We start from the raw sequence: 13,744 nt of genomic DNA, 5'->3' as shown, positions 1-13,744 counted from the left end.
AATAGTCAGACCCCAACGATATCGAGAGGGGTCCGACTTTTTTATGATCGTTTAACAGGACTCTCGATATTAGGGATTTCCACATAAAACGCAGCACCATCATCTTCGTTTTCTGCCCATACATTAGCTCCGTGTATGTTTGCGATCCGTTTCACAATGCTTAACCCGATTCCGAATTCTCCATTCTGTCCCTTTTCAAATGGTTCGAATAGCTTGTCCTTTAATGCTTCATCGAGCATTGGCCCATCATTCCAAAAGCGGAGGACAAATTTATCCTGAGATTTTGTAATTGAAATCGAGATAATTGTTTTTGCATAGCGTAAAGAGTTTTCTAAGAGGTTTTCGATAAGCTTTTCCCATTGCTCAGCATCACCTAGAATTGTTGCCTCCTCTAAGTTTAAATCCCAATTAAGCTCAGGCTTTGCCCATTTAATCCGATCAACTTCTTCATATATTAACTGATCAAGGGAAAAATCGGCTTTAAGCGGTTTTCGTGTTGATAAGAAATCAAGCTTTGTTAAATAAAGTAAGTCTTTAATTTTTTTCTCAAGCTTTTCGGATTCCTCTTCAATCACATCCATCGTACTTGTTAAATCACCTTTAGGAAAGATGCCATCGTTTACTGATTGTGCGTAGCCTCTTATGACCATTACCGGTGTTTTTAAATCATGTGAAATATTTTGCAATAAAGTTTGCTGTGCTTCATCTTTGCGAATGAGATGCTGTCGCATTTTTTCAATTGTATGCCCGAGACGACCAATTTCGTCATTTCGGTCAACTTCAACTGGTTCATACCACTCTTGTTCGGAAAATTTCTTTACATGCTTTTCAAGCTTTACGAGAGGCTTAGATAAATATCTCGCAAGCCAAATCGATGGAATCCAGCTTAGTATAAAAACAAAAAACATAACGATCATTAATTGGCGGAACAATGTGTAAACTAAATCATTTCGATACGTATCCCATGAATAAGAAAGAATATAGTAATCCACTCCTTTATATGAGATGTCCTTTCTAATGACGAAAAAAAGTGTTTGATTATCAAGATTTTTTTCATATCGGGCAACACTACGGGATTGTAATTGCGCAAGCTCCTGGGTTTGTCTTATAAATTCACGTGATAATTCAGGATTATCTTCATCAATAAACTGATCATAAAGTGGAATACCTAAATGACTAACGGACTGACCCTGCTTTTTCCCATTTTCAAAAAAAGGATAACTTCCTGTATTCATATAATCTAATAAAAGTAGCTGCTGATTTTCGATCGTTTTATAAATTTCCTTCGTAAAGAAATCTCTTAACGTTGTTGGAAACAGAATGAGTAATAATAAGGAAATGACAATGAGGATCCCCGAAAAAACAGCCCAAATTTGAAATGCGAGTGATTTGTTTTTCATCCTTTTAGCATCCTATACCCAAAGCCATAAATCGTTTCTAATTTAAGGTCAGGCATTTTTTTTCGTAACCGTCTAACTAAATCATCAACAACCCGATCCGTACCAAAGTAATCAGAGCCCCATAAGTTCTCTAAAATTTGCTCTCTTGAAAATGCCTGTCCTTGGTTATGGAGAAATAAGTGTAACAGGTCAAACTCTTTTGACGTTAAATTAATTTCCTTTCCATCCAAGTAGGCAGTACGGATCTGTTCATCAATTTGATAGGGAGGGATGCTAATCATTCCGATTGCTTCCTCAGAATATGTTCTTGATAATAGCTTTTGGACTCTAATTACTAATTCTCTAGGTAAAAATGGTTTTGAAATATAATCATCACTACCTAATTCAAGCCCTAATACACGATCAATGTCAGCATCTCGTGCAGAAATAAAAATAACGGGGACATCTGGTGTCTCAGCTTTAATCTCTCTTATTAATTGATAACCGTCTATATCTGGAAGCATGATATCTAGTATCCATAAATGAGGTGGTTGATTAATAAGACCTCTTGCATCCATTCCTGTTGAACAAGAAGTAACCGCCCAGCTTTCATTTTTTAAGTACATCGTTAATAATTCGTTTAAATTCGTTTCGTCTTCAACTAAATAAATGGTGTAAGTCATGCTTTCACATCCTTTCAAAGGCTATTATACAACGTTCTATTCTTTTATGTGAGCAAGAAAATTTGATTTAGTATGTAGAACAAACTCCTTGTCACACGAGGTCATAAACTAAAACATAATGCTGAAGGCAAGAACACTATCTTTTTTGATTTAGCTTAATTTTTCTTTTTCACAATTTCCCATAATTCTTTCATTTTTATCCCAAACTTATTTTGTATAGTAAGACATGTAGAGGAGATAAATTAAAAATAAGTTAATTTAAAATGAATGATAAAAAATGTTTCTTACTTATTAATTTTAAGAAAGTAGGGATATGATGAATGTTAATATGAGAGCTGTTTTGTTTACAGGATTGTCTTTATTAATTGCTTTAATTGTTATTGGAGGGTATGTGAGCACACAAGCATAACTTCATAGGAGGTAGTAATTATGGGATATTATGATGAAACAGATTTGACTCGGGAACATGTAAAACCAACGAAACAAAAGAAAAGTATCAAGCCATTTTTCACTTCATTATTAAGCGGTGTCGTTGGTGGAGCTTTAGTTCTTGGTGTTACAACATATACGAATCAGCAAGAGGAGCCGAAGGTATCAACTGATAATGCATCTGTTGAAACATTTGAACAAACTGACGATCCAGATTCAGCTGTTGTTTCTACTGAGAAATTGTCAGCTAGTTCAAATTCGATCGCCGATATTGTTGATAGTGTATCACCAGCGATTGTGGGAATAACAAATCTGCAATCCCAAAATAGTGGAGACATTTTTGGGAACTTCTCACAAAGGTCTGATAGTGAAAGTGTGGAGAGTGGGACAGGCTCAGGGGTAATCTTCAAAAAAGAAGGTAATGCAGGGTATGTTCTTACAAACAACCATGTCATTGAGGGTGCAGAATCAATTCAAGTAACATTGTTTAATGGCGATAAAGTAGAGGCTGAGCTAGTAGGTGCCGATGCTTTAACTGATATTGCTGTATTAAAAATTGATGCTAAGCATGTCACAGTAGTAGCTGATGTAGGAGATTCCGCAGCCCTCCGCACAGGTGAGGATGTCATAGCGATCGGAAATCCATTAGGTGAAGAATTTACTAGAACAGTAACACAAGGAATCATTAGTGGTGTTGATCGAACAATTGATGTCACAACATCAGACGGAAATTGGGCATTAAATGTTATTCAAACAGATGCTGCGATTAACCCAGGAAATAGCGGTGGCCCTCTCATCAATATGAGCGGAGAAGTAATTGGTATTAACAGCTTGAAAATTTCTGAAAGTGGAGTTGAAGGTTTAGGCTTTGCAATCCCGAGTAACGATGTCATTCCAATTGCTGAAGAGCTGATGAAAAATGGTAAAATTCAGCGACCGTTCATTGGCGTAGGTCTTGTTGAGATGAGTGAAGTACCAGAATATTATTTGCGTGAAAATATGAACCTTCCTGAAAATGTCAAAGAAGGAGTCATTGTTGGAAATGTTTCACCTAGCTCCCCAGCGGATGAAGCAGGATTAAAACAACAAGACGTAATTGTTGCGATGAATGGAGAAGCCCTCTCCAGCGCAAGTGAATTAAGAAAATATCTCTACACTGAAACGAAAATTGGTGAACAAGTAAAATTAACAGTTTATCGTAATGGCAAAAAAATGGATGTCACATTAAAGCTGACAAACCGCGATGCAACAAATGCATAATAATTGTTAGGTTAGCTACTTACAATACTTGGAATTACCGTTACTCTTTTATATAGATTTTTAAAACGTCGTCTCAAATCCCCCTTTGAGACGACGTTTTTTTACGTTTCAAGCTTTGCATGTCCAACTGCTCATAATAAGGAAAGTTCAACATGACTGTTTAACATTTCCTTTATTAAATAATCAACATATATCTAGGAAATACTAAAGAAAAGGGGTGATAATAGTGAAAAAATTTCAAGATGACAAGAATGATAAAATCGCACCTGGAATGGATGATCAAGAGGAATTAAATCAATCTGCCTCACAATCAGAAATTGAACGGGGCGAATCCACAAAGGTTGTAAGATTATCGTTAGATGAGGTCGATCCTTCATAAATTATATTTCTTGATGAGTAGTATGTCTTTTATTAGCAAATAGTAATGAGAGAAAGGAGTGATTCAAATGGAGAAAAAATCTAATGAAAACAACACAAAAATTGCTGGTCGTTTTTATGAGGTTGAGGACTATAACAGAGAAGATTCCATATCATCTGGGTTAGCTACAACACATGAGCAAGTATCAGATGATTATATGGAAGGAACTGTTGATGGAATGATGCAAGAAAATGTTCATACATCAGAAAGAATGCCTAAAAAAGAATAAGCAAAGAAGGGTACATATGTTGTTAAAGCGGCTGATAGTATTGATTCTATCGGCCTTTTTGTATAGGGATATTTGGACTAAACCCTTACTAAAAGGCACAACAAAATAAGAATATTAGACACGGTAAACCTAGTATTTTCTTGATTTAAGCTATCAAAGGTAAAACTTGAATGAATAGGCATATAGCTCAAACATTCCGAAGTACTATTTCATATAGTGTTTATGTATTGTGAAAAAATACAGAAAGAGGTGAACAGAATGGGTTATGAAGGTGGATATGCAGGAGGCTTTGCACTAATTGTTGTCTTGTTCATCTTGTTAATCATCGTAGGTGCTGCTTACGTTGGTGGCGGATACTAAGAATTAAAGTAGAGAGTAAAGGGACAGTCCCCATTAAGGTGGCTGTCCCCTTTATTTTATCCGCTGTTATTTTATAATAAGGTTGTGATTAATTATTTAATCACAACGCCACCACTTTGAAATGGGGAAATGAAACCCTCCATTTTAATACGGAATAAATTTTAATCCAATTGTGGCACAAATAATCATCGCAATAAATAATAATCGCTTCCATCCTGCCGATTCCCCGAAAAATAGAATCCCAATAATTGCACTGCCTACCGTGCCAATCCCAGTCCATACGGCATAGGCCGTTCCCATAGAGATTGTTTTCATTGCTAATGAAAGAAGGGAGAAGCTAAGAATAAAGCCTGCTACTAGATAGAGAAAATGCAAAAATGTCTTTTTTTCATTAAATTTAGAAATTGCTGCAACACCTGCAATCTCACAAAAACCAGCTAAAATAAGAAAAATCCAGCCCATTATCTTACACCTCTTCTTTCGGAACTTCATGTTCACCAGTTACTACCTTAAGGCCAATTACACCTGTAATGAGCACTGCACATAAACATATTTTTATCCAGCTAAATGGAGCATGGAAAAAGATTATTTCTGCAAGAACGGTTCCTGCTGCTCCCAGACCAGTAAATACAGCATAAACTGTGCTGACAGGTAATACATTTGTTGCTTTTAATAATAAATAGAAGCTTGCTACAATAGAAAAAATTGTTCCTGTCCAAGCAAGCGGATCAGCAGCATGCTTTAATCCTGACACCCAGCTAACCTCAAATACTGCGGCGATATATATAAGTACCCAATTTTTATTCATTTCTATTTTCCTCCACACGTTCACTAATTCCACGCCAATAAATTTTCCAACAAGCGGCTAGTCTTCTTTCAAACCTTTCTCTTCCGCTATAGAGTAGTTCGACTAATACTGAATCGATTAATCCGATATAAGCGATAACTGCTTCTTTAATTGGAACAGATAGCCCTTTCGCCTTATTAAGAAAAAACTTTGTCATAATTTCCTCAATCTCATCGAAGTATTTATAAATAGAAGACATAACTTTTTCGTATAAATGAGAAGGAGGAAGATAGCACATTCTTAACAGAAACTTAGTATCAGGATTTACCTCATATTGAATATTATACCGATTAATAAATTGGTAAAGAGCCTCGTCAAATTTAAGGTCTTCAGTTTGTTGAAAGAAAGTTGCTAATGACTTTTTTTCTCTATCTAGCACTTCTTGCAAGACAGTAAGGAATAATTGGTCTTTATTAGCAAAATGAGTATATATCGATTGCTTTTTTATCCCAACTGCACTTGCGATGCTTGCTAAAGCTGTTCCATCATATCCATCGTTAGCAAATTGGATAAGTGCAGCTTGCTTAATTTTTGTCGCAGACATTTTCTCACCTTCCTGACGTTCGTCAGTTTTTAGTGTATAGGGACGTTTTTCTTTCGTCAATCAATTTAATTTTTGAAAATAGAACAATAGTCCTATTATTGCTAATTACTGACATTGCTTTTTAACCATGTCCCTTGTTATTCTATAAGTTGATTGATAAAGATAAGGAGTAAGCCAAAATATGTTAAAAAAACAAGTATCGAGTGCGATAATTATAGTGTTGTGCTTATTCTTATTTCCAACAATAATAAGTGCGAATACGAATGAACAACTTGAATTATATAGCGAAGCAGCTATTTTAATAGATGCCCAATCAGGGCAAGTATTATATGAAAAGAACAGTCAAGAAAAATTACCACCAGCAAGTATTACGAAAATCGCAACTGCCATTTACGCAATTGAAAATGGCAATTTAGATGATATTGTAACGGTTAGTGAAAATGCGAGGAATGCAGAGGGAACAAAAGTATATTTAGAAGCAGGTGAACAGGTTCCCTTGCTTAAGCTCGTTCAAGGACTATTAATAAATTCAGGAAATGATGCAGGAGTTGCGATTGCTGAACATTTATCAGGTTCAGTTGATGAGTTTGTCGTTGATTTTAATCGTTATTTAGAAGAAGTGATTGGTGTGGAAAACACACATTTTACTAATCCACACGGCCTATATGACCCAGACCATGTAACGACAGCGGAAGATATGGCGAAAATTACTCAATATGCAATGAAAAATGAAACCTTCCGTGAAATTTTTAGTACAAAAGAGCTGCCATGGGATGGGGAAACGTGGGATACAACGCTTATCAATCATCACGTAATGGTTAGAGACGGTTCCTATGAGGGGGTTACTGGGGGGAAGAACGGCTTCGTCACTGAAGCAGGTTTTACCCTAGTAACCACGGCAAATCAAGAAAATATAAGCTTAATAGCGGTTACGATGAAAACAATGTACGATAATCAAGTGTATGAGGATACAACAAAATTGTTTAATTATGGTTTTCAGCATTATGAAACAGATACTATAGATATGAATAGCCAATTTGTAGACAGTGAGGATAATCAGTATAAAACCGTTGAGAATATTTATTACACGAAAAAAATAGGCGAAATTGTTGAAGAAGATGTAACAACTTCAGGGAAACTTGTCATAAAAGGTGAAGACGGGAGAAAGCTTGTTGAGAAAAAGCTTGAATTAGTAACAAATAAGGAAAAAGAGAAGCAGCAAATTAAGAATGAAACTATCTACCAAACAGATGATAATAGGGAGCAGCATCTTCGGATTATCATTCCGATTTCCCTCATTATTTCTTTTCTCATTGCAGCATTTTTCTTCAAACAAACAAGAAAGATTTAATTGTCATAAATTCTTCTTTGCATATATAACAACGTTCAAGTATAATTTAGGAAGATTTCGATTATTAGACGAAAGAAGTGTATACACATGAACTTGGGTTTCGGAGAAATCATGCTAATTGTGTTTGTCGCTTTATTGCTCTTTGGTCCGAAAAAGCTTCCAGAACTAGGGAAAGCTGCAGGAAAAACGTTACGAGAGTTTAAAAGAGCTACAAAAGGGCTAATGGACGATGAAGAAGATACGGCTACTACGAAAAAGGAACAATAACGTTTACTGACTTTGGCAATAGTCCAGAGTCATTTTTTTTTGCTAAAAATGACGATGATAAGTGTAACGGATGATTTATGTCCATTTATCAAACAATAATGTAAGAGATTAAAACAGAAGAAGGTAGGAGTTTTTTGTGAAAAAGCAATTTGCTGTATTTGGCTTAGGACGCTTTGGTGGTAGCTTAGTTAAGGAATTTTATAAGCAAGGCATTGAGGTGCTTGCTATTGATAAAAGTGAGGAGAAAATCCAACAATATGCCCAATATGCGACACATGCGGTTAGAGCAAATGGAGTTGATGAGCGTTCATTAAAAAAATTAGGTGTTAAAAACGTTGATCATGCCTTTGTATCGTATGGTGATGATATTGAAGCGAGTATTTTAACATCCCTTCTGTTAAAGGAGCTTGGGATTCCAAAGGTCTGGGCAAAGGCTCAAAATGATTATCACCAAAAGGTATTAGATAAAATCGGTGTTGATCGTGTTATACATCCGGAACGTGATATGGCAAAGCGGATTGCTCATCATATTATTTCAGAAAAAATGATCGATTATATTGAGCTTTCGAAGGAATATAGTCTAGTAGAAATTGTTGCGACGAAAAAACTTTATAATAAAACAATTTCTGACTTGGATATTGCAACAAGATATGGCTGTAATGTCGTAGGAATTCAGCGAGGTGAGGAAATTTGTGTTTCGCCTAGCATGAATGAAAAAATCGTTATGGGGGATGTATTACTGATTATCGGAAAAAACAAAGATATCGTTCATTTTGAAGAAGTAGGTATGTAGCATTAGGGTCTGACACCTTTAGGGGACTGACCCTCTTTTGTTATATATGAGATAAAATGAGTGAGCATACTAAACCAAGAGAGGAAATAAACCCTACAATTGGTCCGCCATCTTCAAATGCCTCAGGAACCATCGTTGTAATAATCATTGCGATAATACCTCCAGCTGCAAATGAAGAGATGAATGCGGTGACGTTAGGAGACGCATTGTTTAAAAATAAATAGCCTAATAATGAACTAATCGAAGCGAGTAAAACAATGATACTCCACATCATAAGAAGGGTTTTATTTTGATACCCATCCCGCTTTAAGCCAATTGTACTTGATAGTCCTTCAGGAAAATTACTAATAAATACGGCAATCACCATTAAATAGCTAACTGTTCCGTGTTCAAGCAGACTAACCCCAATAATGACTGATTCAGGTATAGCATCAATAATCGTACCAATAAGGATAGCTAGTCCAGAGCTTTTCCCCTTTCGTTTATTTGATCGCTTTCTTTCATGACCACCACGGTGGGAGATGATTAGTTCTGAAACAGTAAAAATAATTGACCCTGAAAGGAATCCAATTGTTGTTGGTAATAACCCACCTTTACTCACTGATTCGATTAATAGCTCAAATGAAGCTGCCCCAATTAAAACTCCCGTACCGAAGGACATGATGAGACCAGTCGTTAACTTTGATAATTGCTTGAACATTCCCAAGATAGCACCTAGTAAAATAGAGGAACCTGCAAAAGCTCCCCAAAATGCTGCCTGAAGCATTATATCACCACCTTCCAACCTGTATTTTCCCCAATTAAGTCAGAATAAACAGGAATTTCACGAGTGAGGAATAAAATGGAAATTCGATAGGTGTAAAAGTGTAATTGAAAATGATTTTCAAAGTCACTGTATTTTGATAAAATAAAGGCACAACTAATATCGGTAAATTTCGTGGTAGGAGCGATAAATATATGTATGCATTTGAAACAAATCATCTCACCTTGTCTTATGGCGATACGACAATAATTGACGAATTAAATATCGAAATTCCTAAAGGGGAAATTACAGTATTCATTGGAAGCAATGGCTGTGGAAAATCAACGTTGCTGCGTTCCTTAGCAAGGCTGTTAAAACCAAAGCAAGGGGCGATTATTCTTGATGGACATGAAATTGCGGCATTTCCGACAAAGGAAGTAGCAAAAAGATTAGCAATATTGCCCCAAGGCCCAGTAGCTCCTGAAGGGTTAACAGTACACCAATTAGTCAAGCAGGGAAGATATCCACACCAAAGCTGGTTAAAGCAATGGTCAGTAGAAGATGAGGCTGCTGTTGCAAATGCTCTTGAAGCAACAGGGATGTCCGAGCTTGCTGCTCGACCAGTCGATGCCCTTTCAGGAGGACAAAGGCAACGTGCCTGGATTGCGATGACGCTTGCACAAAAAACAGAAATCATTTTACTCGATGAACCGACAACTTATTTAGATATGACACATCAAATTGAAATATTGGATTTATTATTTGAATTAAATGAACGGGAAAAACGGACAATTGTAATGGTCTTACATGATTTAAATCTTGCCTGTCGTTACGCACATAACCTTGTTGCCCTTAAGGAGCAAAAGGTATATGCTCAAGGAAGACCTGAAGAAATTATGAGTACGAAGCTTGTCCAAGATGTTTTTAATATGGACTGTACAATTACAGATGATCCGTTGTTTGGAACACCACTTTGTATTCCGCATGGAAAAGGTAGACGAATATTGAATAAAGTAGGAGTTTTAAATGGCTAAATTGACACATAATGAAATTGAAGCATTAATGAAATTTCGTTTTAGTGCAAAGAAAAGCGAAAATCATTTAACATTAACAGGTCTTGAGCTTATAAATTCAGCTCGTCTACAAATACTGATAGATAATTATTTGCAGGCAAAGCTAAATACAGATAAGCAGTCGGTTATAGGATCGATGATTGTAAAAAGCTATGCCTTCTTAGCTGCCCTTGTCCTTCATTCTATGAGTGTTTTTGATAAAGGATTGGATAGTTCGCTTGAGAATATATCTATTCAAACAGAAGATTCAGGACCGTTCTGGTTACCAAGCTTTTATTTTTACAACCTTAATGTCACGACACCTGATGCTGGTTATCGTGATAAGTGGCGGAGCGATGTTGTGAAATTGCTATTTACTGAAAACTTTTCAAGAGTGATTACCTCCATTTCGAAGCAGTTGAAGGTCTCAAAGGCGATTTTATGGGAGAATACAGCTACTTATATTTTTTGGATGTATGAAACATTATTAGAGGATGCCTCCTTATCGGATGAGATGAAAGCGAAAATTGAAGATGATTTTCAATTCATCATTCATGAGGCAGTACCAGAACTTTTTGCAACGAAATCAAGAAACCCAATAACACAATTTTATCTTCCGAAGCAAGACAATATTCGAATGCGGAAAACGTGTTGTTTATTTTATTTAACATCTAGCAGTCGTGATCGTTGCTCAACATGCCCAATTGAATGCAAAAAATAAGTACTAGGGGGCTGTAAAATGGAAAGTGAATTTCGCAAGCAATTTGATGGATTATGCGAAAAATATACGGAGCTCCTTTTAGGAGATGCATCTGAGGAGTTAATCGAAAAAGTAAAGGTCTGGGCGTTATATACACATATTGCAAAATCAATGCCCCCATTAGCAAAGCACTGGAATGCAACATACCCGGATGCAAAAGATGAAATGAAGGCTTTAATTAGTGAAATTAAACAACTAAATGAACAGCATCGGGCAAATAAAAATAAAGATTAAAAAAATCAGCTTCCCTTATGAAAGCTGATTTTTTTGATTTAGAATGCTTTAGTATTTATCACACCATGTCAGAGCTGAATTGGTTTTTACTATACGGACATCATTGAGTCATATTTCCATATGGAGACTGCTCATTGATATAATTTGTAAATTGCTGATGTGATTGTTGTAACTTTTGTCCGTCTGCAGCTTCAAGTGAGTACCAGCCATTTTTAAACATGAGGTTATACATATCACGTTGAGACTGTTGGGTTTCATTGAAAATTGCTAATATATCTTGATAAAGGTCCTCATGGCTTGCTTCATTTAATGCTGTTGAATAGGATGCTGTTAAATATTTTTCTGTTGCTAATAAATCATTAATAAAATCACGGTCATTCATTTGTGGACCTTTTTGTACTTGTGTTTCAGGGTTCGTAATTTTTTGGTTATTATTCATCATTTTTTCACTCCTATTGAAGCTGTGTTCCAGCGGATGATTGCTGATGCATTTGTAAATGATTTAAAATTTTTTGATAGTGTCTGTTGTGCATTTGCCCGACCTGTTCCAATTGATTTTTAATCTCTTGATTTTGGCATTGGCCAGCAAAAAAATGTGCCTTTTTCATTGCTAACAGGTTCCAAGAAAGCATATCTGTTAAATACATTTGATCCTTTGTTGACACAATGCTTGGTGGCTGTTGCATCGTACCTTGCTGCTCAATATTTTGTTCTTGCATAAACTTAACCCTCCTCATAATAAGTAACCTTATTTTCCCACTTAATAGTTATTTCATTCATTCCGTTTCTATTTTTTGTTAAATGCTTCGTTGAAAAAACGAACAGGTAAGTAATATAGCTTAAGGACATATCAGCCATCCTATTCGAATAAACTTGAGTAAGTTGAAATGGAATGTATCTCATATGAAAAGGTAGGCTTGTCCTTAGCTTCACAAGCACTTGTGTCAAAAGGAAGGGAATACCTTTATGTCATTACTATCTTATGCATGAGGAGGGTTTTTATTGGAAAAAATACTTCGAAACTCTTTCATGTTTTTATCTAGAAATAAAATGATGACCAAATTAGCAAAGAGATACGGATTAAGATTTGGGGCATCGCGATTTGTAGCAGGTGATACGATTGACCATGCAATTAACGTTATCAAGGAGTTAAATAGTAAAGGTTTAGATGTTACGCTCGATTACTTAGGGGAGTTTATTGAAGATGTTCAAGAGGCAAATGAAATGGCCGATAACTGTATTAAAGCGATTGAAGCGATCGGAAACCATCGATTACAATCACAGGTTTCTTTAAAATTAACTTCGATGGGGTTGGATATTTCGGAAGAAGTTGTCCTGCAAAATATGAGGAGAATTTTAACCGCAGCAAAACGTCATCAAATTTTTGTAACAATAGATATGGAAGATTACTCACGCTGTGAAAAGACATTAGAGATTTTCAAAACATTAAGAAGAGAATATACAAATATTGGGACGGTTCTTCAAGCTTATTTATACAGAACAGTGAAAGATATCGAGGAGCTGAATGAGTATAATGCGAGTCTACGCTTAGTGAAGGGTGCATATAAGGAATCCCATAAGGTCGCTTTTCCAGAAAAAAAGACTGTTGATAAAAATTACATGCAGATCATCAAAATGCATTTACTAAATGGAAACTTTACAGCTGTTGCGACACATGATGACGCGATTATTCAATATACGAAAACATTAGTGAAGACTCATCGCATTCCACTTGAGCAATTCGAATTTCAAATGCTATATGGTATACGACCTGAAAAACAGCTTGAAATTGTCAAAGAAGGGTACAAAATGCGTGTCTATGTTCCGTACGGGACAGATTGGTATGGATATTTTATGAGAAGATTAGCGGAACGACCAGCAAATGTTGCCTTTGTCCTAAAGGGGATGTTTAGAAAATAATGCTTAGCTTTTATAATGGAGATAGGAAAGGGTAAAATTTATGCTGAAGGAGCTAGTTTTTATCTGGCTCCTCGAGGTCACAAGACAAATCAGAATTAAAGGTAAAAAACACCTTCAATTCTGATTCGCCTTTTTTGACCTCCGCTGAAAAAGGCGCTTACTCTTCTCTTATTATTCGTCACCCATATTATGTTGTTTGTATTGTTGATTTTGGCTTGTTCGCTTGCCACCGCCAGCACGTTCTACTGTAGGACCTGCATTACCTTTTACACTTGCTGCACTTACTCCAGCCTTAGAAGGATTCTTTTTAAGTCGAGCCATGAGTTCATCACCTCCTAAATACATATCGTTACCAACGTAAGCTGTAATTATTTGAAAATTAGGAGGAAATGTATTGAAGAAATAATGGAAATCTTTTATATTAATAGTAAGATACTCAAATAAAGGTGTCATTTTTTTATATCAGGAAAATGAAT

Annotated in this window: 20 protein-coding genes; 11 read left to right on the top strand and 9 right to left on the bottom strand. The window is 35.9% G+C overall.

Going from position 1 to position 13,744, the window contains the following annotated elements; all coding sequences use genetic code 11:
• Positions 1-41: 41 nt before the first annotated feature.
• Both HU235_RS06965 and HU235_RS06960 read right to left on the bottom strand, forming a co-directional pair.
• Positions 42-1,400, bottom strand: a complete 1,359-nt coding sequence (locus HU235_RS06965) for a HAMP domain-containing sensor histidine kinase (RefSeq protein WP_095297372.1) — start codon at positions 1,398-1,400, stop codon at positions 42-44.
• Positions 1,397-2,062 carry a response regulator transcription factor gene (locus HU235_RS06960; protein WP_095297374.1) on the bottom strand — a complete coding sequence of 222 codons (666 nt, stop codon included), beginning with the start codon at positions 2,060-2,062 and terminating at the stop codon, positions 1,397-1,399. Before HU235_RS06960 ends, HU235_RS06965 begins: the two co-directional genes overlap by 4 nt.
• Positions 2,063-2,491: 429 nt before the next feature.
• Between HU235_RS06960 and HU235_RS06955 the strand changes: the two genes are divergently transcribed.
• From HU235_RS06955 to HU235_RS06940, 4 genes are all read left to right on the top strand, one after another.
• On the top strand, positions 2,492-3,751 hold the full coding sequence (locus tag HU235_RS06955) for a S1C family serine protease (protein WP_095297376.1): 1,260 nt from the start codon (positions 2,492-2,494) through the stop codon (positions 3,749-3,751).
• A gap of 226 nt (positions 3,752-3,977) precedes the next feature.
• Complete coding sequence (locus HU235_RS06950) at positions 3,978-4,130, top strand: hypothetical protein (RefSeq protein ID WP_170944190.1); 153 nt, start codon at positions 3,978-3,980, stop codon at positions 4,128-4,130.
• Between the two features lie 67 nt (positions 4,131-4,197).
• Complete coding sequence (locus tag HU235_RS06945) at positions 4,198-4,398, top strand: YozQ family protein (RefSeq protein ID WP_095297379.1); 201 nt, start codon at positions 4,198-4,200, stop codon at positions 4,396-4,398.
• A gap of 258 nt (positions 4,399-4,656) precedes the next feature.
• Positions 4,657-4,758, top strand: a complete 102-nt coding sequence (locus tag HU235_RS06940) for a YjcZ family sporulation protein (protein WP_095297381.1) — start codon at positions 4,657-4,659, stop codon at positions 4,756-4,758.
• Positions 4,759-4,902: 144 nt separating this feature from the next.
• On the opposite strand, the gene HU235_RS06935 is transcribed toward HU235_RS06940, so the two are convergent.
• Genes HU235_RS06935 through HU235_RS06925 form a run of 3 tightly spaced genes read right to left on the bottom strand, consistent with a single transcriptional unit; the run spans position 4,903 to position 6,149 of the window.
• Positions 4,903-5,220 (bottom strand): DMT family transporter, encoded by a 318-nt coding sequence (locus HU235_RS06935; protein WP_095297385.1) that lies wholly within the window; start codon positions 5,218-5,220, stop codon positions 4,903-4,905.
• Between the two features lie 4 nt (positions 5,221-5,224).
• Positions 5,225-5,566 carry a DMT family transporter gene (locus tag HU235_RS06930; RefSeq protein ID WP_095297387.1) on the bottom strand — a complete coding sequence of 114 codons (342 nt, stop codon included), beginning with the start codon at positions 5,564-5,566 and terminating at the stop codon, positions 5,225-5,227.
• Entirely contained in the window at positions 5,559-6,149 is a 591-nt protein-coding gene (locus HU235_RS06925) for a TetR/AcrR family transcriptional regulator (protein WP_095297389.1), read from the bottom strand. Before HU235_RS06925 ends, HU235_RS06930 begins: the two co-directional genes overlap by 8 nt.
• Before the next feature lie 181 nt (positions 6,150-6,330).
• Here HU235_RS06925 and HU235_RS06920 point away from each other — a divergent pair, with 181 nt between their 5' ends.
• From HU235_RS06920 to HU235_RS06910, 3 genes are all read left to right on the top strand, one after another.
• Positions 6,331-7,500 carry a D-alanyl-D-alanine carboxypeptidase family protein gene (locus tag HU235_RS06920; RefSeq protein WP_174879737.1) on the top strand — a complete coding sequence of 390 codons (1,170 nt, stop codon included), beginning with the start codon at positions 6,331-6,333 and terminating at the stop codon, positions 7,498-7,500.
• A gap of 87 nt (positions 7,501-7,587) precedes the next feature.
• Positions 7,588-7,767, top strand: coding sequence for a twin-arginine translocase TatA/TatE family subunit (locus HU235_RS06915; RefSeq protein ID WP_095297393.1), 180 nt, complete (start codon positions 7,588-7,590; stop codon positions 7,765-7,767).
• Between the two features lie 136 nt (positions 7,768-7,903).
• Positions 7,904-8,560 (top strand): potassium channel family protein, encoded by a 657-nt coding sequence (locus HU235_RS06910; RefSeq protein WP_174879736.1) that lies wholly within the window; start codon positions 7,904-7,906, stop codon positions 8,558-8,560.
• Between the two features lie 40 nt (positions 8,561-8,600).
• Here HU235_RS06910 and HU235_RS06905 read toward each other — a convergent pair whose 3' ends face one another.
• Entirely contained in the window at positions 8,601-9,326 is a 726-nt protein-coding gene (locus HU235_RS06905; RefSeq protein WP_095297397.1) for a ZIP family metal transporter, read from the bottom strand.
• Between the two features lie 191 nt (positions 9,327-9,517).
• On the opposite strand from HU235_RS06905, the gene HU235_RS06900 reads away from it, so the two are divergent.
• Genes HU235_RS06900 through HU235_RS06890 form a run of 3 tightly spaced genes read left to right on the top strand, consistent with a single transcriptional unit; the run spans position 9,518 to position 11,348 of the window.
• A complete protein-coding gene (locus HU235_RS06900; RefSeq protein ID WP_095297399.1) occupies positions 9,518-10,336 on the top strand; it encodes an ABC transporter ATP-binding protein in 819 nt (272 codons plus the stop codon).
• Entirely contained in the window at positions 10,329-11,075 is a 747-nt protein-coding gene (locus HU235_RS06895) for an IucA/IucC family C-terminal-domain containing protein (RefSeq protein ID WP_174879735.1), read from the top strand. Before HU235_RS06900 ends, HU235_RS06895 begins: the two co-directional genes overlap by 8 nt.
• Before the next feature lie 18 nt (positions 11,076-11,093).
• Positions 11,094-11,348, top strand: a complete 255-nt coding sequence (locus HU235_RS06890; protein ID WP_095297403.1) for a YusU family protein — start codon at positions 11,094-11,096, stop codon at positions 11,346-11,348.
• A 100-nt stretch (positions 11,349-11,448) separates the two neighbouring features.
• Here the strand turns inward: HU235_RS06890 and HU235_RS06885 are convergent, their stop codons facing one another.
• Together HU235_RS06885 and HU235_RS06880 are read right to left on the bottom strand one after the other, a co-directional pair.
• Positions 11,449-11,790 (bottom strand): spore coat protein, encoded by a 342-nt coding sequence (locus tag HU235_RS06885; protein WP_170944193.1) that lies wholly within the window; start codon positions 11,788-11,790, stop codon positions 11,449-11,451.
• 10 nt (positions 11,791-11,800) lie between these two features.
• On the bottom strand, positions 11,801-12,067 hold the full coding sequence (locus HU235_RS06880) for a hypothetical protein (RefSeq protein WP_174879734.1): 267 nt from the start codon (positions 12,065-12,067) through the stop codon (positions 11,801-11,803).
• 310 nt (positions 12,068-12,377) lie between these two features.
• Here HU235_RS06880 and HU235_RS06875 point away from each other — a divergent pair, with 310 nt between their 5' ends.
• Positions 12,378-13,268, top strand: coding sequence for a proline dehydrogenase family protein (locus tag HU235_RS06875; protein WP_212591198.1), 891 nt, complete (start codon positions 12,378-12,380; stop codon positions 13,266-13,268).
• Between the two features lie 171 nt (positions 13,269-13,439).
• Here HU235_RS06875 and HU235_RS06870 read toward each other — a convergent pair whose 3' ends face one another.
• Entirely contained in the window at positions 13,440-13,589 is a 150-nt protein-coding gene (locus HU235_RS06870; protein ID WP_095297409.1) for a YuzL family protein, read from the bottom strand.
• Between the last annotated feature and the right edge of the window lie 155 nt (positions 13,590-13,744).

Source organism: Metabacillus niabensis (assembly GCF_902829255.1).
In the GTDB taxonomy this organism is placed as follows: domain Bacteria; phylum Bacillota; class Bacilli; order Bacillales; family Bacillaceae; genus Metabacillus; species Metabacillus niabensis.
Note: the sequence above shows the minus strand (reverse complement) of the source record. Positions and strands in the feature narration are given on the sequence as shown.